A 21,737-nucleotide genomic window follows, 5' to 3' on the forward strand; every position below is an offset into this window, starting at 1 on the left:
TTATTATAAACAAAAAAATTAAGGCAATAAAAAGCTTAAAAGTTAAATTAATGTTAAACAATTTTAAATAAACCGCTATAGAAATGACCAAAACTTAATTTAGATCAATTTTTTAAAATTATCCTAAAAAGATAACCTGTTCTTTATCAAAAAAATCTAAAATAATTTGAAACCTTCAAATTATTTGATAAAATTTGTACAGTTTTTATGATTATTCAATGCCAATTAGGAGGCTATTATGATTAAAGGTATTCAAATTACTCAAGCGGCAAATGACAATTTGCTTAATTCATTCTGGTTATTAGACAGCGAAAAAAATGAAGCACGTTGCTTATGTGCAAAAGGTGAATTCGCTGAAGACCAAGTTGTTGCTGTTAGCGAATTAGGTCAAATCGAATACCGTGAATTACCAGTAAACGTAGCGCCAACTGTTAAAGTTGAAGGTGGCCAACACTTAAACGTAAATGTATTACGTCGTGAAACTTTAGAAGATGCGGTAAACAACCCAGATAAATATCCACAATTAACTATCCGTGTTTCTGGTTACGCAGTACGTTTCAACTCTTTAACTCCAGAACAACAACGCGACGTTATCACTCGTACTTTCACTGAAAGCCTATAATTTCAGCTTGAATGAAAAAAGAAGCCCTGAAGTCATTCGGGGTTTTGTTTTATCTAAAATTTGACCGCACTTTTCCCTTTCATCCCTAGCGATTTCTATGCTTTTCAGGTACAATCCGCCAGTTAAATTTATTGATTTTTTTGAGAAAAACTATCTTTTATGAAGAATATTCGCAACTTTTCTATTATTGCCCATATTGACCACGGTAAATCGACGCTTTCTGACCGTTTGATTCAAACTTGTGGTGGCCTTTCAGATCGCGAAATGGAAGCGCAAGTGCTAGATTCTATGGATCTTGAGCGTGAGCGTGGAATTACCATCAAAGCACAAAGTGTTACTTTAAATTATAAAGCCAAAGATGGCGAAACTTATCAATTAAACTTTATCGATACACCGGGACACGTGGACTTTTCCTATGAAGTGTCTCGCTCTCTTGCTGCTTGTGAAGGGGCGTTGTTGGTAGTCGATGCTGGTCAAGGAGTAGAAGCTCAAACCTTAGCAAACTGTTATACCGCAATCGAAATGGATTTAGAAGTGGTGCCGATTTTAAACAAAATCGATTTACCTGCAGCAGATCCTGAACGCGTAGCAGAAGAAATTGAAGATATAGTAGGAATTGATGCGATGGAAGCGGTTCGATGCTCTGCTAAAACGGGGGTCGGTATCGAAGATGTATTAGAAGAAATCGTTGCAAAAATTCCTGCACCAGAAGGCGATCCTAATGCACCATTACAAGCATTGATTATTGATTCTTGGTTCGATAACTATTTGGGCGTGGTATCTTTAGTTCGCATTAAAAACGGGGTCTTACGTAAAGGCGATAAAATTAAAGTGATGTCTACAGGACAAACTTACAATGTAGACCGTTTAGGGATTTTCACGCCAAAACAAGAAGATACTGCCGTTTTAGAATGCGGTGAAGTTGGTTGGGTAGTTTGTGCAATTAAAGATATTTTAGGTGCGCCAGTTGGGGATACTTTAACGCTTCAACATAATCCTGCAACTGAAGTTTTACCAGGCTTTAAAAAAGTAAAACCGCAGGTTTATGCTGGACTTTTCCCTGTAAGTTCTGATGATTATGAAGCGTTTCGCGATGCTCTCGGCAAATTAAGCTTAAATGATGCCTCACTTTTCTATGAGCCAGAAAATTCTACCGCACTTGGTTTTGGTTTCCGTTGTGGTTTCCTTGGTCTTTTACATATGGAAATCATTCAAGAGCGTCTAGAGCGTGAGTATGATTTAGATCTTATCACTACTGCACCAACAGTAATTTACGAAGTGCAATTAACGAATGGTGATGTGGTTTACGTCGATAGTCCATCGAAATTACCTCCGCTTAATAATATTGCTGAAATCCGCGAGCCGATTGCAGAATGTAATATGTTGGTGCCGCAAGAATATTTAGGTAACGTCATTACTCTTTGTGTGGAAAAACGTGGCGTGCAAACTAATATGGTATATCACGGTAATCAGATTGCGCTGACTTATGAAATTCCAATGGGCGAAGTTGTTCTAGACTTCTTTGACCGTTTAAAATCAACATCCCGTGGTTATGCCTCATTAGATTACGGTTTCAAACGTTTCCAAGCTGCAGATATGGTTCGCGTGGATATTATGATTAACAGCGAACGAGTAGATGCTTTGGCTTTAATCGTTCATAAAGATAATTCACAATATCGTGGTCGTGAATTGGTTGAAAAAATGCGTGAGTTAATTCCTCGTCAGCAATTTGATATTGCTATTCAAGCAGCGATTGGAAACCACATTATTGCCCGTTCTACGGTAAAACAATTACGTAAGAACGTATTAGCAAAATGTTATGGTGGAGACGTGAGCCGTAAGAAAAAACTCTTACAGAAACAGAAAGAAGGTAAAAAACGTATGAAATCTTTAGGTAATGTAGAAGTACCACAAGAAGCGTTTTTAGCAATTTTACATGTAGGAAAAGATAAATAGGGAAAATTATGTCAAATTTATTTTTTGTGATTTTACTAGCTGTTGGTTTTGGAGTATGGAAATTATTGGATTATTTCCAATTACCAAACACATTCAGTATTGTACTGCTAATTTTGACCGCACTTTCAGGGGTCTTATGGTGCTACCATTATTTTGTGGTAACGCCAAAACGGAATCGTAAAATCGCACGTGCTGAACAGCGTTCAGGTCAGGCATTAACAGATGAAGAAAAAGCAAAAATTGAACCGGTTTCTGAGGCTTCTGAATTTTTATCATCTCTTTTTCCAGTACTTTCTGTCGTATTCTTAGTGCGTTCTTTTTTATTCGAACCATTTCAAATTCCTTCTGGCTCAATGGAGTCAACCCTACGAGTGGGCGATTTTTTAATCGTAAACAAATATACTTATGGCATCAAAGATCCTATTTTCCAAAATACAATTATTGCTGGAAATAAACCTCAACGTGGGGATGTCATTGTATTCAAGGCACCTGAACAAGCTTTAATTCGTACGGGTCTAGGTGCAACTCGAGCTGCTTTTGCAGAAAATCTTGCGTTAAGTTCAAAAGATAATATGTCTGGTGTTGATTATATTAAACGTATTGTTGGAAAGGGCGGAGACCGCGTCATTTTTGATGCGGAACAAAAAACGTTAAAAGTGGTATATGGCAAAGAAGGTAAACCTTGTGAAATTGATTGCGAAACCAAGGTGTTTGAATATACCCAGAATCCAACAAATCCTGCCTTTCCTAATGAATTAGAATTGACTGAAAAAGGTGATGTGACACACAATATATTAATTAGTGAATATCGTCGTTATTCAGGTCCTGAGTTTTTCCCACAAGAAGGTATGCAAACTGCAGAATGGCTTGTGCCAGAAGGGCAGTATTTTGTGATGGGGGATCACCGCGATCACAGCGATGATAGCCGTTTCTGGGGCTTTGTGCCTGAAAAAAATATTGTGGGTAAAGCCACTTATATTTGGATGAGCTTAGAAAAAGAAGCGAATGAATGGCCAACAGGTTTCCGTTTTGATCGTTTCTTTACAGCAATAAAATAAGATGAATCATTTAGATCGACTTGAGCGTAAAATCGGCTATCGTTTTAATAATATTGCGCTCTTAAAGCAGGCACTTACGCATCGAAGTGCGGCGACTCAACATAATGAACGCCTAGAATTTCTAGGCGATTCTATCCTTAATTTTACTATCGCTGAGGCGCTTTATCATCAGTTTCCACGTTGTAATGAAGGTGAACTGAGCCGTATGCGTGCTACTTTGGTGAGAGAACCCACTTTAGCGATTTTAGCACGTCAATTTGAATTGGGCGATTATATGTCACTTGGTTCTGGTGAACTAAAGAGCGGTGGTTTTCGCCGCGAATCTATTCTTGCCGATTGTGTAGAAGCGATTATAGGTGCAATGTCTTTGGATCAAGGATTGGCTGTGACGACTCAAGTGATTCGAAATTGGTATCAACAATTATTGGCTGAAATCAAACCGGGTGATAACCAAAAAGATGCGAAAACTCGTTTACAAGAATATTTACAGGGTAAACATCTGCCATTGCCAACTTATGAAGTGGTAAATATTCAAGGGGAAGCCCATTGCCAAATTTTCACTGTTGAATGCAAAGTGAAAAGTGCGGATAAAATTGACCGCACTTTTGTGGCAAAAGGATCTAGCCGTCGTAAAGCCGAACAAGCGGCAGCAGAACAAATTTTAAAAGAACTGGACATCAAATGACCGAACAATTCGACAAAACCTATTGCGGCTTTATTGCTATCGTAGGTCGCCCAAATGTGGGTAAATCAACGCTCTTAAATAAAATTTTAGGACAAAAAATTTCAATTACATCACGTAAAGCACAAACCACGCGTCACCGTATTGTAGGGATTAAAACTGAAGGGACGTATCAAGAAATCTATGTGGATACGCCGGGACTTCATATTGAAGAGAAACGTGCTATTAACCGCTTAATGAACCGAGCAGCAAGTAGTGCTATAGGCGATGTTGATTTAATTATTTTTGTCGTAGATGGCACACACTGGAATGCAGATGATGAGATGGTGCTAAACAAATTACGCAATGCAAAGGCACCGGTTGTGTTAGCTATTAATAAAGTAGATAACATCAAAAATAAAGATGATTTGTTACCGTTTATTACGGAACTTAGCAGTAAATTTAACTTTGCTCGCATTGTGCCAATTTCTGCACAGCGTGGTAATAATGTTCATGAATTAGAGAAAATTGTACGCCAATCTTTACGCGAAGGTGTGCATCATTTTCCAGAAGATTATGTCACAGATCGTTCACAACGTTTTATGGCATCAGAAATAATCCGTGAAAAATTAATACGTTTTACGGGGGAAGAATTGCCTTATTCTGTTACTGTTGAAATTGAACAATTTAAAGTGAATGAACGTGGCACTTATGAAATAAATGGATTAATTCTCGTTGAACGTGAAGGTCAGAAAAAAATGGTAATTGGTGCGGGCGGTCAGAAAATTAAAACTATTGGTATGGAAGCGCGCACTGATATGGAACGTTTATTTGATAATAAAGTCCATCTTGAACTTTGGGTGAAAGTAAAATCAGGTTGGGCTGACGATGAACGTGCACTGCGTAGTTTAGGATATATGGATGAATAAAGTGCGGTGATATTTCTAATATTCTTAAAATCGCATTATGCTAGGCATAATGTGATTTTTCCATAAAAAATATCCTTTTATTTTTCCTATTGATTCAATTTAGCAACTACTTTTTCAGTCTTTTATCTACTATATAGGGATCAAAATTGCGGAGGAATCCAACTAACAAGCTTTGATTATAAAATGTGGTAAATAGACGTCCTATGTTTAAATTATTTTGGCATAAATAGTACAATTAAGTATAAATTTGGACAATAAATAACACGATTGCCGATATACACATAAAAGGTGCAAAGGGTAAGAATTGGGATTTTCGTCGATAAACCAATGTAAAAACGATTCCTAATAAGCACGCTATGAGTAAAAAGTGTGGTAAATGTGACAATGGAATAAAGCTACCTATCCCTAATGACAACCACCAATCACCTTTACCAAAAACTTCCTTGCCATAATAAACTTTTGCCCCTCCATAGATAAGACCAAAAACAGAGAAAAAACCAGCTGAGCTTTGCAAGCTTTCGATTAACGATAAGGGGGAAAAATAGAAATAAGCCCCTAATACGCCTAAAGCAAATAATGCTAAGCAAAGCGTTGGAGAAATAAGTTGATAATGCCAATCAAGGTAACTCATTGTCCAAAGCATAAGAAGTACTACTCCAGCCCATAATGAGAGGGATTCATTTTTTAATATCAAATGCAAAAAGAGAAATAAAAAACCGACACTAAAAAAGTAAACTAAAATATGACCGCACTTTTTCTGTTGAATTGTCGAAGCATCAGGTTGAAAAAATGGGGCATTTTCTGGGAACAATTCAATATAAGCATCGTAAATATCTTTCTGTAAACAAGTAATAAACACTGATACATAACACCATAAAACTACGCCACTAATCCCGCCGAATAAAAATGAGGCTAAGTAAATCATTAAATCACTGCGCCCATATTAAAGATAGGTAAATACATTCCCATCATAATAATTCCAATCAGACTGCCGATGATCACCATCATTAATGGCTCTAGCATTTGTGAGAGTAAGTCAATTTGATGATTAAGTTTTTCTTGGTAATTATCCGCGATATGCTCTAGCATCAAAGCGAGTTTTCCGCTTTGCTCGCCAATTTGTAGCATTTGTTGTGCTTCCATCGGGAAAAGATCGCTACTTACACTATGAGAAAAGGCATAACCTTGAGAAACCCATTGTAAAATTGACCGCACTTCTTTATCTAATACGATGTCATTTACAAGCGTTTTCTTGGTTTGCCACGTTTGTGTGCGAGGGAGAAAACTCTCTAGTGCTTGATTAAGCGGTACGCCAGCCTGCAACATAATTTGTAAACTTTGACTAAAGTTCACTAAACGTGAAAGATTTTGAATTGTGCCAAAAATAGGCGTGATAGAAATAAGTTGATTTTTCTGTTGATGAAACCAGGTCTGGCGTTTTAGATAGAAGTTATAAAATAGAAAACAACTAAAAGCGAAAAATAGCAAAATGCCAATATTTTGCTTAAGAAAATTGGATATAGAGAGCAATATTGCGGTTATTGTTGGTAACTCAGCATTATTGCCACTGTACATTTCAGCAAATTGAGGCACGATAAAAAGCAGTAATGCGAGTGTCAATAATAGAGAAATTCCCAACACCATTGACGGGTACAACATAATTTTCTGTAATTTGCGTTGTAATGCTAAAGATTGGCTACGATGCGTGGCTATTTTTTTACAAACAACGGAAAGTTTGCCCGTCATTTCTCCCACTTGAATCAGTTGAATTTCTTGTTGAGTGAGATATTTCCCTTGTTGTTCAATGGCTTGTGAGAATACTAAACCAGATTCAATGGATTGAAGCAGTCGTTCAAGCCATTCATTGAGCATAATTTGAGTGCAATTTTGTTGCAAAATTTGCAGACTGTTTTTTAACGGAATTGCGGACTGTAGCAATGTCGCTAATTGATTGAGTAATTCACTGATTTCTGAATTTTTGGGCTTTGCCCCAAATTGCCAGTTTTGTTGTAATTTGATGTGAGTAAGCCCGCGGCTTATTAATTGAAAGTGTGCTTGTTGTTTCGTATCCGCAATAATTGAGCCTTTTTGTTTCTGATTTAATGCGTTACTACCTTGATAATAAAAGAGTTTTTTAGTCATAAAGTTTTACCTAACACACGTTCAATTTCTTTCTCATCCGTTATGCCTTGGCTAACTTTTTCTAAACCACTCGCACGTAAATTTTTAAAATCCGTTTGATAGCCATTCTGCTGCCAATGTAGAAATTGATACACGCCGATTCGACCTCGATAACCTTGATGGCAATCACAAGAATTTATTAAATTTCCACCGCACTTTGGACAGATTTTTCGTACAAGACGCTGTGCAATGACGAGCAGTAAACTGTTTTCAATTTCATGTTGTTGAATACCGAGTTGTTGTAAGCGAGAAATGGCAGATATTGCATCATTGGTATGTAAAGTTGAAAGCACCAAATGTCCAGTTTGGGCAGCGCGTAGTGCAATCATTGCACTTTCTTCATCGCGAATTTCACCTAGCATAATGATATCGGGATCTTGACGCAAAAAAGCGCGCAATAGACGGCTAAAATCTAATCCAATCTGTGGATTAATTTGGCTTTGAATAATGCCATCAAGCTCAATTTCAATGGGATCCTCAGCGGTCATAATATGTTTATCAGGCGTATTTAGCCACTGAAGTGCGGTGTAAAGTGAGATACTTTTCCCACTTCCTGTTGGGCCAGTTACTAAAATTAATCCTTGTGGTTGGCTAAGCGCGCGTTGAAATTCTTTCTGTTGACTTTCAGTCATGCCTAGTTCAGAAAAGCTGAGTTCTACTGGTTTATTTTGCTGTGCTCTTAGGACAACTTTCTCTCCCCAATGGGTTGGTAACGTTGAAAGACGGAAATCAAGAATATCGGAAAACGTAGTTTTAAATTGAAATCGTCCATCTTGTGGAAGGCGAGTTTCACTGATATCTAATTTAGCGAGCAGTTTTAGGCGAGAAATAATTCGATTAGCCAAATTTTTACTAAGTGGAGATTGAGCTTGTAAAACACCGTCAATTCTAAACCGCACTTGGAAATGATCCGATAAGGTCTCCAAATGAATATCTGAGGCATTGTTTTGTAAAGCAGATTCAAAAATTTGATTAAGCAAGAGAATGACAGGCTCATCATCTTGTTGTTCTAGATGAGGCTGTTCTTGATGTTGGTAATATTTAACTTGCTCTTCCACTTGAAGTTGATTAGGGGCAAGTTGCTGTAATAGTTCTTTAAGTTGAGTGCTTTCTAATAAAACTGGCTCAACAAGTTTACCGGTTATAAACGCAATAGTTTCACAAGCAGAAAGATTAGAGAGGGAATCTACACCTAACCAAAGGCGATTATTTTCTTCTTTAAGTGGTAAAGCAAAATAACGTAAGAGCAGAGACTGTTGTTGCTGATTACGCCCCCATAAATCTGGCGAGATCGTAAATATCTCGCCATTTTGTGCTTTTACACGAGGTTTTGCACCAGTTAAGTCGATCATTTTGAACAGAACCCAGCAGGGAAAATATCGGCATCTGTTGTGCCACAGGTGGTTTTCCATGTAACGCCTTTTGCACTATCGCCTTCAGCCGTGAGTGTGTAACTCATTCCATCTAATGTACCAGTGCCAGTTACTGTTATTGCACCGTTGCTTGTTGTCACTGATTTTACATAGCCTTTTGCTGTTGTAATATCAGCTGCAATTCCATTGCTTCCTCCCGAGCAACTGGAAGGTTTGCCTGTGCTATAAACGCATAATTCCACATCGGACTTATAAGGTGCAGAAGCTTGCAGTAATTCGGATACTGCTGCTTTTTTGGTATAATTTTGATAAGAAGGAATAGCGATAGTAGCTAAAATCGCGATGATAGCGATGACTATCATCAATTCAATTAAAGTAAACCCTTTATTCAAGGTAGTTTGTGTAGTTAGTTTCATTTATTTTCCTTTCGTTAAGCCTTTATTGGCTGAAATATTGTGAAAAGGGAAAATTGTTTTGTAAAACAGACCGCACTTTTTCTGCGATCCTGATCGCAAAAATAGGAAAAATGTATGCGAAAAATAAAAGATATTAAGAAAGGATTTCTGACTGATTGTCGACAAATTCCATCTCCGCATTTTGATGAACGTCCAGATTTACAGGATATTTCACTTCTTGTGATCCATTACATTAGCTTACCGCCAGAACAATTTGGTGGCGGATATGTGGATGATTTTTTTCAAGGAAAATTAGATCCTAAGATTCACCCTTATTTTGAAGAAATTCATCAAATGCGTGTTTCTGCCCATTGTTTGATTGAACGAGACGGGCGAATCACACAATATGTTAATTTTAACCAAAGGGCTTGGCATGCTGGATTATCTAGCTTTCAAGGGAGAGAAAAATGTAATGATTTTGCCATTGGAATTGAGTTAGAAGGTAGTAATGAGCAGCCTTTTACTAATGAGCAGTATTTGGCATTACAAGAGCTTACTAACTTAATCATGAAAAATTACCCTAAAATTACGAAAGAACGAATTGTTGGGCATTGTGATATTTCGCCAGGACGTAAGATCGATCCTGGTCAATATTTCGATTGGGAACGTTATTTTGCTAGCCTAAAATAATTTGTTTAAAAATTAGACATCAAAAATTAGAGGATTCTGTGTATTAAAAATATTGTTATGTTTTATCGCTAAGTTATTGAATTTAAATGGATAAATTTTCTCTTGAAATTATCTTGGAAAGGTTTGTTTGAGTTATACAACATTATGGATTTTCTCAACCACAATTTTATCCACAGAAATATTGAATAACTCAAAGAGATAGTTAAAAGATCTTTGGTGGATGGAGTCCCTTTAAAAATTGTATTTTTTTACCGCACTTTCTTCTATTTTTGTATCTAAAAAGTGCGGTTTATTTTTGTTTAAGATCTTTTGATTGGAAATAACTCAATTTAGTTTTAAGTTTGATGTGATAAGGATTCTTCCCCGTTTTTACGTGATCAATTCACAATCAGAAATCTGTTATTCACAATGTTATCCACAATCTGTGTATTTTATTGCGTAATCCGCCCTTTGGTTGATAAAAACACTGATTTATGAAACAATCTGCAGACTATTTTTATATGAAAAATTTAAGGTAAAACGATAGTGATCGATTTTGATGGCTACCGTCCAAATGTGGGTATTGTGATTTGTAATCGCAACGGGCAAGTGCTTTGGGCGAAGCGCTGTGGGCAAAATTCGTGGCAGTTTCCGCAAGGTGGCATTAATGATAATGAAAGTGCCGAGCAAGCGATGTACCGTGAATTGTACGAAGAAGTTGGTCTACAGCCTAAAGATGTGCGCATTTTATATGTATCTAAGCATTGGTTGCGCTATAAATTACCAAAGCGTTTGTTGCGCTATGACAGTAAACCGATGTGTATAGGGCAAAAACAACGCTGGTTTTTGTTGCAGCTTGTCGGCGATGAAAAAAATATCAATATGCAAACAACCAAATCACCAGAATTTGATGGGTGGCGTTGGGTAAGTTTTTGGTATCCTGTTCGCCAAGTTGTGTCCTTTAAAAAGGATGTATATCGTAAGGCAATGAAGGAATTTTCTAACGTATTGTTCTCAGATAATCCTCCTATTCATACGACTATATATGATACAGAACAAAAGCATTATTCATATAATAAAAAGCGTAATACATCGAAATATTCTAAACGTCCGTTTTATAAAACAAGGAATAATTCATGCTAACTTTTCTCATACTTTGCTTGTTAGTTGGCGCTGTTGTAGGCTTTTTAGCGGGTCTTTTTGGTATTGGTGGTGGATTAGTCATTGTCCCTACGTTAGTCTATCTGCTACCCATTATGGGAGTCCCTGAACCGCTTCTCATGTCTACTGCACTTGGTACTTCTTTTGCCACTATTGTTATCACTGGATTTTCATCAGCTCAACGTCACCATAAATTAGGTAATGTTGTCTGGAAAGCAGTAAAGATTCTTGCACCTTCCATCATGCTAACTGTCTTTATTTTCGGTTTTTTTATCGGAAAACTGGATCGTGATATTTCATCAAAATTATTTGCCTGCCTAGTTATCTATCTTGCCATAAAAATGGTGTTATCTATTAAACCTAAATCACATAAGAAAATAAAACCTTTAACTACCTTATCTTCCATTATTGGTGGCATTTTAATTGGTATGGCATCCAGTGCCGCGGGTATCGGTGGAGGCGGCTTTATCGTACCATTTTTAACTTCACGTGGTATTGATATGAAAAAGGCTATTGGTTCTTCGGCATTTTGTGGCATGCTACTCGGCACATCTGGGATGTTTAGTTTTATGCTAGGAGGCTTAGGTAATCCTAGTATGCCTGAATATTCTTTAGGCTATATTTACTTACCTGCTGTTGTAGGTATTACTACGACATCATTTTTCACTTCAAAACTTGGTGCAAATGCCACTGCAAAACTGCCTGTAACTACATTGAAAAAAGGTTTTGCAGTATTACTAATCGCTATTGCTATTAATATGTTTCTAAAATAAGGGAAATTATGAATCAATACCTAACACTTCCACATTTTGATCCAACTATTTTTACTCTTGGCGATAGTAATATCGGCTTACGTTGGTATGGTTTGATGTATCTTTTGGGTTTTATTTTTGCACGCTGGCTTGCGGTTCGCCGTGCTAATCGCCCAAATAGTGGTTGGACAGTGGATCAAGTTGATACCTTACTTTTCAACGGTTTTATGGGCGTATTTATTGGTGGACGTGTTGGTGATGTATTTTTTTATAATTTGGATCGTTTCTTACAAGAGCCGCTTTATTTGTTCCGTGTTTGGGAAGGAGGAATGTCTTTCCATGGCGGCTTAATAGGCGTCATTGTTGCCATGATTTGGACGTCTTATTCACAAAAACGCAGTTTTTGGCAAACGGCTGATTTTGTTGCGCCTTTGATTCCGTTTGGTTTAGGTTTAGGGAGAATTGGTAATTTCATTAATCTTGAGCTATGGGGACGCGAAACGGATGTGCCTTGGGCAATGATTTTCCCGAATGATCCGCTATTACTTCCTCGTCATCCATCACAACTTTATGAAGCTTTTTTAGAAGGCATAGTGTTGTTTGCAATTCTGAATATTTTTATTAAAAAGCCACGTCCAATGGGCTCTGTTGCAGGCTTATTCTTAATTGGTTATGGCGTCTTTCGTTTTATTGTGGAATATGTGCGTGAACCTGAAGTTGAAAATTTCTTTGAGGTCATTACAAGAGGACAAGCGCTTTGCTTACCGATGATTATTGGTGGTGCCTTAATTATGGCTTGGGCGTATTCACGCAAAAGTGCGGTAATAAAATAGGAGATTTTTATGAAGCAATATCTTGATCTTTGCCGTCGCATTGTTAATGAAGGTGAATGGGTTGCCAATGAGCGTACAGGTAAGCGCTGTCTCACCGTTATTAATGCGGATTTAGAATATGATGTGGCTAATAATCAATTTCCGCTGATTACCACGCGTAAAAGTTATTGGAAAGCGGCCATTGCTGAATTTTTAGGTTATATTCGTGGATATGACAATGCCGCTGATTTCCGCGCACTTGGTACTAAAACTTGGGATGCCAATGCGAATGAAAATGCCGCATGGCTTGCGAATCCGCACCGTAGAGGTGTTGACGATATGGGGCGCGTATATGGTGTGCAAGGCAGAGCATGGCGTAAGCCTAATGGTGAAACCATCGATCAGCTACGCAAAATTGTTAATAATTTGACAAAGGGCATTGATGATAGAGGGGAAATTTTAACCTTCTTTAACCCTGGGGAATTTGATCTTGGTTGTCTTCGTCCTTGTATGCATACGCATACTTTTTCTCTTGTGGGCGATACTTTACATCTTACTAGTTATCAACGTTCCTGTGATGTTCCGCTTGGATTGAATTTCAATCAAATTCAGGTGTTTACTTTCTTGGCACTTATGGCTCAGATTACGGGCAAAAAAGCAGGCAAGGCATATCATAAAATTGTGAATGCGCATATTTATGAAGATCAGCTTGAATTAATGTGTGATGTGCAACTTAAACGCGAGCCTTTCCCGTTGCCAAAATTAGAAATCAATCCAGATATAAAAAGCCTTGAAGATTTAGAAACTTGGGTCACGATGGATGATTTCAAAGTTGTTGGCTATCAATCTCATGATCCGATTAAATATCCTTTTTCCGTCTAATGGATGTAGCAAAAGTGCGGTCAGAATTTGACGAGAAAATGATGCGCTATGCCCTTAATCTTGCGGATAAAGCGGAAGCATTAGGTGAGATTCCTGTGGGAGCGGTTTTGGTAGATGATGCTGGAAATATTATTGGAGATGGTTGGAATCTTTCCATTGTTCAAAGCGATCCTACCGCACATGCTGAAATCATCGCTTTGCGTAATGGCGCGAAAAATATTCAAAATTATCGTTTACTGAATACTACGCTTTATGTGACATTAGAGCCTTGCACAATGTGCGCTGGGGCAATTTTGCATAGCAGAATTAAACGCCTTGTGTTCGGCGCTTCTGATTATAAAACTGGGGCTGTTGGATCACGTTTCCATTTTTTTGATGATTATAAGATGAATCATACTCTGGAGATTACATCTGGTGTATTAGCAGAAGAGTGTAGTCATAAATTAAGCGCATTTTTTCAGAAACGCCGTGAACAGAAAAAAGCAGAAAAACAAAAACAACAATTGCATGTAGCATCTTATGAAGAAAGATAATTATTTTTCGCTACGAACAAGAATCAAAAATCGACAATCATACTCATTATCTTCGTCAGCCTGACGATATTCTTCAAATTTAACGATCCATTCGTTCCAATCAAGTGTAGGAAAAAATGTATCTCCTTCAATTTCAGATTGAATTTGTGTAAGATAAAGTTTATCCGCTTTTGGTAAATATTGTTTAAATAATTCACCACCACCGATTAGCATAATTTCATCGCAATCATTCACAAAATTAACCGCACTTTCAAAACTATTTTTCCAAATCACCCCTTCATGTTCAAACGGTTGACGAGAAAGTACGATATTAATTCGTTTTGGCAGGGGCCTACCAATACTTTCAAAGGTTTTTCTCCCCATTATTACGGGCTTACCTGTTGTATTACGGCGAAACCATGCCAAATCTGCAGGTAAATGCCAAGGCATCTGATTATCTTTACCAATCACATTATTCAAGGTTGTCGCTACAATTAAACTCAATGTCATAAATTTCCCCTAAAATTTACTTTACTATACCTGATATTAAGTGATTTTTCATTGATTTAGTGATAACGTAAAAATATAAATAAAAAACTTGGAAAAACTTATGACTAAAAAAACAATAGTTGTAAAATTTGGAACAAGTACACTAACACAAGGTACTCCAAAATTAAATTCACCGCATATGATGGAAATTGTTCGTCAAATTGCGCAATTACACCATGATGGATTTCGAATCGTTATCGTTACTTCGGGCGCAATTGCGGCTGGCAGACACTATTTAAATCATCCAAGCTTACCCCCAACAATCGCATCAAAACAATTACTTGCTGCAGTAGGTCAAAGCCAATTAATTCAGGCTTGGGAAAGATTATTTGCTATTTATGATATTCATATTGGACAAATCTTATTAACCCGTGCGGATATTGAAGATCGTGAACGTTTTCTCAATGCTCGCGATACATTACATGCCCTGTTAGATAATCAAATTATTCCTGTGATAAATGAAAATGATGCTGTTGCAACAGCGGAAATTAAGGTCGGTGACAACGATAATTTATCTGCATTAGTGGCTATTCTTGTTCAAGCTGAACAACTTTATCTACTCACAGACCAGCAAGGATTATTTGATAGTGATCCGCGTAAAAACCCAGATGCAAAATTAATTCCAATCGTAGAACAAATCACCGATCATATTCGTGCCATTGCAGGAGGTTCAGGGACAAATCTTGGTACAGGTGGAATGATGACAAAAATTATCGCTGCTGATGTTGCAACGCGTTCAGGTATTGAAACAATTATTGCGCCAGGCAATCAGCCAAATGTAATTGCTGATTTAGCTTATGACCATAATATTGGTACAAAATTTATTGCTCATCAATCTAATCGTTTAGAAAGTCGGAAACAATGGCTTTTTGCAGCCCCTTCCGCTGGCATTATTACAATTGACGATGGTGCAGAACATGCAATGTTAATACAAAACAAATCGCTTCTCCCTGCTGGTATTATTGCAATTGAAGGATGTTTTTCTCGTGGTGAGGTTGTAAAGATTCGTACACAGTCCGGTAAAGATATTGCGCTTGGTATGCCTCGTTATAATAGTGATGCATTACAACTGATTAAAGGTAAAAACTCGACAGAGATTGAATGTATTCTTGGTTATGAATATGGCTCTGTCGCGATGCACCGTGATGATTTGATTATTTTATAAAATGTTTTAACTAAAAAAACCGCACTTTGCTCATTGACCAAAGTGCGGTTTTTTTTACATAATTTTTATGTGTATCAATTTGTTAAATCTTCTTTAAATTCTGGTAATGGCTTATGTTCTGTTGCAATGTAGCTATAAACTACTGGTAAGACAAATAAAGTGAAAATTGTCCCAATAGATAATCCTGCTACGATAACAATCCCCATGCTAAAACGAGATACAGCCCCAGCGCCCGTAGCATAAAGTAATGGAATTAATCCAGCTACCATTGCTGCAGTAGTCATAAGGATCGGACGCAAACGTACTTTCGCAGCTGATGTAATTGCTTCAATACGCGTTTTACCATGATTCAACTGCTCTTCTTTTGCCACTTCACACATTAAAATACCATGTTTGGTAATTAAACCGACTAATGTAATTAATCCAACTTGCGAATAGATATTTAATGTCGTTCCGTCAATTTGGAAAAAAGACAATAAGTTTAATGTGAGTAATGCTCCACTTACTGCTAAAGGCACCGAAATCATAATAACCATTGGATCTCGTATTGATTCAAATTGAATCGCAAGAACCAGGAAAATAATGATAACGGCTAAAATAAATGTCACCGCAAGTGCATTCCCCTCTTGAATAAGCTGGCGAGCCTCTGATTTAAAATCATAAGTATATCCTTGCGGTAAGTTATTTTTGAAATAATCCTGCAACCACGCTATCGCATCACCTGTAGATGAACCTGGCATCGCAACTGCACCAATTTCAGCAGAGTTTAATTGACTAAAACGAGCTAATGACATTGGCTGCGTTTCTAGTTTCATACTAACTAAACTACTTAATGGTACAGATTGTCCATTTGATGCTGTTAAATAATAGTTTTTGAAGCTTTCTGGAAATAAACGATCATCTCGTTTTACTTGCGAAATCACTTTATAAGCACGCCCATCGACATCCACTCGAGTAATCGTTGCACCTGATAAGAAACTCCCCAACGTGTTACTTATTTGTTGCATCGTAATACCATAAGTTCCAGCTTTCTCCTTATCTACAGATATCGTCATTTGGGCCGTATCATAGGCCAAATTTAAATTAGTATAAATAAATTTACCTGATGCTTTCATAGCTTTTTCCAAGCTTTCAGCTGTATTTGCTAACGCTTTGTAATCCTGTGCTGTTTTTAACACAATGGCAATTGGAGGGCCTTGCTCGCCTGTATCTATTTCAGGGAAATTAAACGCAGATACCGATACTTCAGGAATTGATTTTGCTTTCGTATTCAGCTCATTCATTACTGCTGCTTGTTTACGATCTCTTTCTTTCCAATCTTTTAAGGTAATAATATTAAGTGAGCCATTAGAACTTGGCGCCCCCGCAATGCTCATACCAAATGAAACTTCAGGTGTATCCATCACATTCTTCATATATGGTTTCATTGCATTTTGAATATAGTCAACATTAACACTAGATGGGGCATTACCAATTGCCAGAAATGCGCCTTTATCTTCTTTTGGTGTCAATTCACTGGACAGTGAATTAAACAAGAAAGGTAGTGTTGCAAAAATTACCACAGCAAATGTAAGCATACATTTACGATTTTGCATGACAATATCAAGCATATAATCGTAAATTTTATTTACTTTACTTAGTGTATGTTCTACGCGTTGTTCCAGTTTCGTTGGCTTGACATTAGCTTTAAGTAACTTACTACTCATCATTGGTGAAAGTGTCAATGCTACAATACCGGATATAAACACAGCTCCAGCAAGCGTTAATGCAAACTCTTTAAACAGCGTTCCTGTAATTCCTCCCATAAGCGCCATCGGAGAATAAACTGCAATTAGCGCAATCGTCATTGAAATAACAGGCACAGCAATCTCACGTGTTCCTATAATTGCCGCTCGAAATGGTGTTTCACCTTCTTTAATATGACGATCCACATTTTCAAGTACAACGATCGCATCATCTACGACTAAACCAATTGCTAGAATAAGGGCTAATAATGTCATTAAGTTAATAGAAAAATTCAAACTTTGTAACATCATTAGCACGCCAATTAATGAAATTGGAATGGTTAAAACTGGGATTAAAATCGCACGAAGTGAACCCATAAACATCAAAATGACGACTAATACAATAACTGTCGCTTCGATAATCGTTTTAATCACTTCATGTATGGAACTATTAATCGCAATCGTACGATCATAGAGAATATCGGCTTCCATGCTATCAGGGAGTTGCTGCTTAATCGTTTCAAAGAGCGGTCGAATTTTTTCAGCAACAGTTAATGGATTCGCTGTTGAAGTAGGGTTGATCCCTAACACCACAGAATCAGAACCATTCGCTGTTGCGCGTGAGTTATCATTTTCTTTATTCAATTCTATCGTGGCGATATCTCGTAACCGAACAAGCTCATTACCCTTAGTACTAACAATTAAATTGCCTAAATCCTCAACTGATTTTGTTGTGGTTTCAACTTTATTACGATAAGTAACAAAATAGCCATTATCATTACCCGCAGCAGTTTGTACATTGTTTGCAGATAGCGCCGACATCACCGTAGGCGCAGAAAGATTTTGCGCAGCCATTTTTTCAGGATCAAGCCAGATACGTAACGAATACTCTGCCGCACCAAATACTTGTACCTCGGCAACACCTTCTATTGTAAAGAACTGAGGTTTCACCACACGATTAATATAATCGGTAACTTGGCTAGAATCTAATTTTTTTGAACGGAAACTAATATACATAATCCCCGTACCACCTGAAGAGGAAGCCACTGTTGGATCCTCAATACCCTGTGGCAATTCAGAACGTACCGCATTTACCTTAGCAAGCACATCAGCTAATGCTCCTGCAGGATCGGTATTTAATTTCATTTTCACTGTAATGACAGATGCACTAGGTGAACTTGATGATGACATATAATCAATATTGTCCGCCTGAGCAATAGACTCTTCAAGTTTAGATGTCACAAAAGCTTGAATTAAGTTTGCATCTGCACCTGGATAAGCTGTCGTTACCGTAATTACGGTAGTTGTCATTTTAGGATATTCACGCACGGCCAGTTTTGAAATCGCTTGTAATCCTAAAATAATAATAAGCAAGCTAATTGAAATCGCTAAAACAGGGCGACGAATAAAGATATCAGTAAATTTCATTCGTATTTCCTAAGTTGAATTAAAGATTAGTCTTTTTAGCGGGCTCAGAGCCACCAACAATGTCTTTTTCAATCCATTCTACAAGGCTACCATTGCTAATATTTTGCTGCCCCCCTGTAATAATTTTATCACCTGGTTTTATCTCATTACCTTGTAACTGAGAATAAATACCTTGACGATCTTTCGTAAATACAGTGATTTGTTTAGCTCGATACAAACGATCGAATTTATCATTACCTGATAATTTTTCTTTATCTTTGTCTGATAATGGCACCAATAAATAGGCAATTTCACCATACATATTGTAACTAATTGCGACTTGGGGAACGACAACTTGATTTTTCTCTGTAGGTAAGGCTATGCGTAATCGAGAAAACATACCAGAAAGTAATTGGCGACCATCTTCGGGTTCAAAAGTAGCTTGTACATCAACCAAACCCGTTGATGAATTAATTGCAGGTTCAATCGCCGTGATATGAGCTGAAAATGTTTCGCCTTTACGCGCATCCGTCGTTGCTGTAACACGTTGACCAATATGTAATTTATCTAATTCATTTTGAGAAATAGCAAAATCAACCTTCATTGAACTCGTATCTTCTACACGAACAATTTCTGTACCAATATTGACATATTGCCCTACATTAACTTTAACAATACCCGTTTTTCCATCAAATGGCGCAACAATACTACGGCGCTCAATGGTTGCTTTTAGAGATTCAATATTGGCTAGTTGAGCATCATATGCTGATTTTGCATTATCAACATCTTGACGAGATGCCGCATTACTTTTTAAAAGATTTGCATAACGTTGATAAGTCTGACGAAGTGCTGGAAGTTGAGCTTCTGCAGCTTGTAAACTTGCACGTTCAACAGAACTATCTAGCTCCACTAAGCGATCACCTTTTTTCACTGATTGTCCATTTTGAACAAATACATGTGAAACGCTCCCCGCATTTTGTGCACTTAACATTGCCCCTTGATTTGGACGAACAAGACCTGTTGTATTAATTACAGGTGTCCATTCGCTAGGCTTAACCTCTAAGGCAGTTACTGGATTCGTTGACTCAGGCATATTGGCTAGAAATTTTCCAATCATCATGTTGCGAATAAAACTAAAAGCAATAACGCCCGCAAAAATTAAGACAAAAACAGCCAAAATCACTTTCATAAAGAAAGCATGTGAACGTTTTGGTCTCTGAGATTGAGTTTGACTCATTTTTAAAGCTCCGTAATAAAAGATAACGACTATTTCTGAATTGCTCGCCAAGAGCGTTCAATGATAGATTCTAAAATGTCCTCAGTAAGTACTACATCAAAAAACTTAAGCTCAGATGCAATAATCACCGCTCTTTTTAAACTTAATAAAAAAAGTAAATGATTTGGCAAAATAGCAAGTATGCCAGCCTGCTGAGCTTTTTTACAAAAAAGCTCCCAGCGGCTATTAATTGTCATTTTCTTACAAACTTCAATAAAGTTTGGTAAAGATTGGTATTGATTCAGATTTGATAAAATTGTTGGATGTTCTTTCAGGAAATACCAGATATTCCACCACATCCGTCGGTATTGCTCGAAAAAAGACATTGTTTCATCGTAATCCTTTTCAAGCGTCGCCATAAACATCGCAAACACACGATGAGCAAATTGTTCAAGCAATTCATCTTTATTTTTAAAATAAAGGTAAATGGTGCCAGCTGCTATATTCGCTTCTTTTGCAAACTTATGCATAGAAAGTTGATTTAAACCTTCTTTTGCCATCAAGCGATCCATAGCTAGAAAAATTTGCTCAGTTAAATCAGACTTTGCTTGTCGCATAAAATCCTTAGATAAAATATATTGATACACCAAATGAATGAACGTTCATTTTATTGTTTTTTTGTTTTTTAGCAAGTCAAAGAACAAAAAAAGTGCGGTGAAAAATCACCGCACTTAACCTGTAAAATTAACTGATTGATTACATACCAATCACCACGCAATCTGCGACACCCTTTGCTTTACTCTGAGCTTGCATTGCTGCATCTCGATTGGCGAAATTTCCAATTCGTACTCTATTCCATTCACCATTTACTTGTACTTGTGCATTCAAACCTGTCATTGCCAATCTTCCCTGTAAACTTTCAGCCTGGGCTCGGTTCTTAAAAGCACCACACTGTAAACCAAACTTCTTATTGCTATTTTCATTCTCTGTAGTTTTAACTGGCTCAACAGTTTTAATAGATTCCACTTTCTTCGTTGTATCTAATTTAGCTTGTTTAGCTTTTTTTTCGGCTTCAGTGCTAAGAGTGTCAATTTTTACGGTTTCCACTTTTTTGACTTGCTCTGTTTTAGCCGGTGATGATTGCTGAACCACCGTACTTTTTGATAAATTATCAACCTTAGTAGATTCTTGAGCTGCTTGTTGTTCAGCTAATTTACGAGCTTCCTCTGCTGCTTTTTGATCTTTCTCCATTTGGATTAAGACTTGACGTTGTTCTTCTGTTAAACGCATATTTTTTTCTACACTTGATGGCTTATCATCAACAGGCACTGTACGCGTTTCTAATGCTTTAATATAACTCCAAACTTCTTCAGGACGATTAGGTAAAATACTTTTAGGCTGCGTTTTTTCTGTTTGAGGAATAATTTCTTTCACTGCTTTTTCCTCTGTTTTATTTTTCAGGAAATAAAGCCCAATACCAAATACAAAGACAACTGCAATCATCATCCCAATTAAAATATTCTTATTTTTTCCTTTTTTCTTATTTACGCCACGACGCGCAACAAAATCTCGATGAGCCACGATAAATCCCTAAACTTTGAGTAATTTTTTTTAATCATTTTATGAAACTCGACGATTTTACTGAAAAATTCACTTTTTTTCTAGGATAAAAATCAGATAAAAAAATACCGCACTTTTAAAGAGTGCGGTATT

At 37.2% G+C, this 21,737-nt stretch carries 21 protein-coding genes; 12 read left to right on the forward strand and 9 right to left on the reverse strand.

Going from position 1 to position 21,737, the window contains the following annotated elements; genetic code table 11:
- Window positions 1–238: 238 nt before the first annotated feature.
- From grcA to era, 5 genes are all read left to right on the forward strand, one after another.
- Complete coding sequence (gene grcA / locus LIX50_RS05120) at window positions 239–622, forward strand: autonomous glycyl radical cofactor GrcA (protein WP_005628746.1); 384 nt, start codon at window positions 239–241, stop codon at window positions 620–622.
- Between the two features lie 159 nt (window positions 623–781).
- Window positions 782–2,578 (forward strand): translation elongation factor 4, encoded by a 1,797-nt coding sequence (lepA, locus tag LIX50_RS05125; protein ID WP_048952814.1) that lies wholly within the window; start codon window positions 782–784, stop codon window positions 2,576–2,578.
- Window positions 2,579–2,586: 8 nt separating this feature from the next.
- Window positions 2,587–3,636 (forward strand): signal peptidase I, encoded by a 1,050-nt coding sequence (gene lepB / locus LIX50_RS05130; RefSeq protein WP_048952813.1) that lies wholly within the window; start codon window positions 2,587–2,589, stop codon window positions 3,634–3,636.
- Window position 3,637: 1 nt separating this feature from the next.
- Window positions 3,638–4,321: a ribonuclease III gene (gene rnc, locus LIX50_RS05135; RefSeq protein WP_048952812.1), complete on the forward strand. Its 684-nt coding sequence runs from the start codon at window positions 3,638–3,640 to the stop codon at window positions 4,319–4,321.
- On the forward strand, window positions 4,318–5,226 hold the full coding sequence (era, locus tag LIX50_RS05140) for a GTPase Era (protein WP_048952811.1): 909 nt from the start codon (window positions 4,318–4,320) through the stop codon (window positions 5,224–5,226). Before rnc ends, era begins: the two co-directional genes overlap by 4 nt.
- Window positions 5,227–5,461: 235 nt before the next feature.
- Here the strand turns inward: era and LIX50_RS05145 are convergent, their stop codons facing one another.
- The 4 genes from LIX50_RS05145 to ppdD are packed head-to-tail and all read right to left on the reverse strand — an operon-like array spanning window position 5,462 to window position 9,196.
- Window positions 5,462–6,151: a prepilin peptidase gene (locus tag LIX50_RS05145; protein WP_048952810.1), complete on the reverse strand. Its 690-nt coding sequence runs from the start codon at window positions 6,149–6,151 to the stop codon at window positions 5,462–5,464.
- Window positions 6,151–7,368 carry a type II secretion system F family protein gene (locus tag LIX50_RS05150; protein ID WP_048952809.1) on the reverse strand — a complete coding sequence of 406 codons (1,218 nt, stop codon included), beginning with the start codon at window positions 7,366–7,368 and terminating at the stop codon, window positions 6,151–6,153. Before LIX50_RS05150 ends, LIX50_RS05145 begins: the two co-directional genes overlap by 1 nt.
- The gene (locus LIX50_RS05155) at window positions 7,365–8,759 is read right to left on the reverse strand and encodes a GspE/PulE family protein (protein WP_048952808.1); all 1,395 of its coding nucleotides are present in this window, start codon (window positions 8,757–8,759) and stop codon (window positions 7,365–7,367) included. Before LIX50_RS05155 ends, LIX50_RS05150 begins: the two co-directional genes overlap by 4 nt.
- Complete coding sequence (gene ppdD, locus LIX50_RS05160) at window positions 8,756–9,196, reverse strand: prepilin peptidase-dependent pilin (RefSeq protein ID WP_048952807.1); 441 nt, start codon at window positions 9,194–9,196, stop codon at window positions 8,756–8,758. Before ppdD ends, LIX50_RS05155 begins: the two co-directional genes overlap by 4 nt.
- 114 nt (window positions 9,197–9,310) lie before the next feature.
- Here ppdD and ampD point away from each other — a divergent pair, with 114 nt between their 5' ends.
- From ampD to tadA, 6 genes are all read left to right on the forward strand, one after another.
- Window positions 9,311–9,865, forward strand: a complete 555-nt coding sequence (ampD, locus tag LIX50_RS05165; RefSeq protein ID WP_048952806.1) for a 1,6-anhydro-N-acetylmuramyl-L-alanine amidase AmpD — start codon at window positions 9,311–9,313, stop codon at window positions 9,863–9,865.
- A 525-nt stretch (window positions 9,866–10,390) separates the two neighbouring features.
- Entirely contained in the window at window positions 10,391–10,987 is a 597-nt protein-coding gene (rppH, locus tag LIX50_RS05170) for an RNA pyrophosphohydrolase (protein WP_048952805.1), read from the forward strand.
- Window positions 10,981–11,778 carry a sulfite exporter TauE/SafE family protein gene (locus tag LIX50_RS05175; RefSeq protein ID WP_048952804.1) on the forward strand — a complete coding sequence of 266 codons (798 nt, stop codon included), beginning with the start codon at window positions 10,981–10,983 and terminating at the stop codon, window positions 11,776–11,778. The genes rppH and LIX50_RS05175 overlap by 7 nt, the downstream gene beginning before the upstream one ends.
- Before the next feature lie 8 nt (window positions 11,779–11,786).
- Window positions 11,787–12,590 (forward strand): prolipoprotein diacylglyceryl transferase, encoded by an 804-nt coding sequence (gene lgt / locus LIX50_RS05180; RefSeq protein WP_413465842.1) that lies wholly within the window; start codon window positions 11,787–11,789, stop codon window positions 12,588–12,590.
- Window positions 12,591–12,599: 9 nt separating this feature from the next.
- Entirely contained in the window at window positions 12,600–13,451 is an 852-nt protein-coding gene (locus tag LIX50_RS05185) for a thymidylate synthase (RefSeq protein WP_048952802.1), read from the forward strand.
- Window positions 13,451–13,984 (forward strand): tRNA adenosine(34) deaminase TadA, encoded by a 534-nt coding sequence (gene tadA / locus LIX50_RS05190; protein WP_048952801.1) that lies wholly within the window; start codon window positions 13,451–13,453, stop codon window positions 13,982–13,984. Before LIX50_RS05185 ends, tadA begins: the two co-directional genes overlap by 1 nt.
- Here tadA and folA read toward each other — a convergent pair whose 3' ends face one another.
- The gene (gene folA / locus LIX50_RS05195; protein ID WP_048952800.1) at window positions 13,985–14,473 is read right to left on the reverse strand and encodes a type 3 dihydrofolate reductase; all 489 of its coding nucleotides are present in this window, start codon (window positions 14,471–14,473) and stop codon (window positions 13,985–13,987) included. It lies immediately after the preceding gene.
- 100 nt (window positions 14,474–14,573) lie between these two features.
- Here folA and proB point away from each other — a divergent pair, with 100 nt between their 5' ends.
- Window positions 14,574–15,677 carry a glutamate 5-kinase gene (proB, locus tag LIX50_RS05200; RefSeq protein ID WP_048952799.1) on the forward strand — a complete coding sequence of 368 codons (1,104 nt, stop codon included), beginning with the start codon at window positions 14,574–14,576 and terminating at the stop codon, window positions 15,675–15,677.
- Window positions 15,678–15,751: 74 nt separating this feature from the next.
- Here proB and LIX50_RS05205 read toward each other — a convergent pair whose 3' ends face one another.
- The 4 genes from LIX50_RS05205 to ftsN form a co-directional block, all read right to left on the reverse strand.
- On the reverse strand, window positions 15,752–18,829 hold the full coding sequence (locus LIX50_RS05205; RefSeq protein ID WP_048952798.1) for an efflux RND transporter permease subunit: 3,078 nt from the start codon (window positions 18,827–18,829) through the stop codon (window positions 15,752–15,754).
- A gap of 19 nt (window positions 18,830–18,848) precedes the next feature.
- Window positions 18,849–20,045 (reverse strand): efflux RND transporter periplasmic adaptor subunit, encoded by a 1,197-nt coding sequence (locus tag LIX50_RS05210; protein WP_048952797.1) that lies wholly within the window; start codon window positions 20,043–20,045, stop codon window positions 18,849–18,851.
- Between the two features lie 29 nt (window positions 20,046–20,074).
- Window positions 20,075–20,641 (reverse strand): TetR/AcrR family transcriptional regulator, encoded by a 567-nt coding sequence (locus LIX50_RS05215; RefSeq protein WP_048952796.1) that lies wholly within the window; start codon window positions 20,639–20,641, stop codon window positions 20,075–20,077.
- A gap of 139 nt (window positions 20,642–20,780) precedes the next feature.
- On the reverse strand, window positions 20,781–21,605 hold the full coding sequence (gene ftsN, locus LIX50_RS05220; RefSeq protein ID WP_048952795.1) for a cell division protein FtsN: 825 nt from the start codon (window positions 21,603–21,605) through the stop codon (window positions 20,781–20,783).
- Window positions 21,606–21,737 lie beyond the last annotated feature (132 nt).

The sequence above is a fragment of the Haemophilus sp. Marseille-P9675 genome, assembly GCF_916862695.1.
Taxonomy (GTDB): Bacteria; Pseudomonadota; Gammaproteobacteria; order Enterobacterales; family Pasteurellaceae; genus Haemophilus; species Haemophilus haemolyticus_K.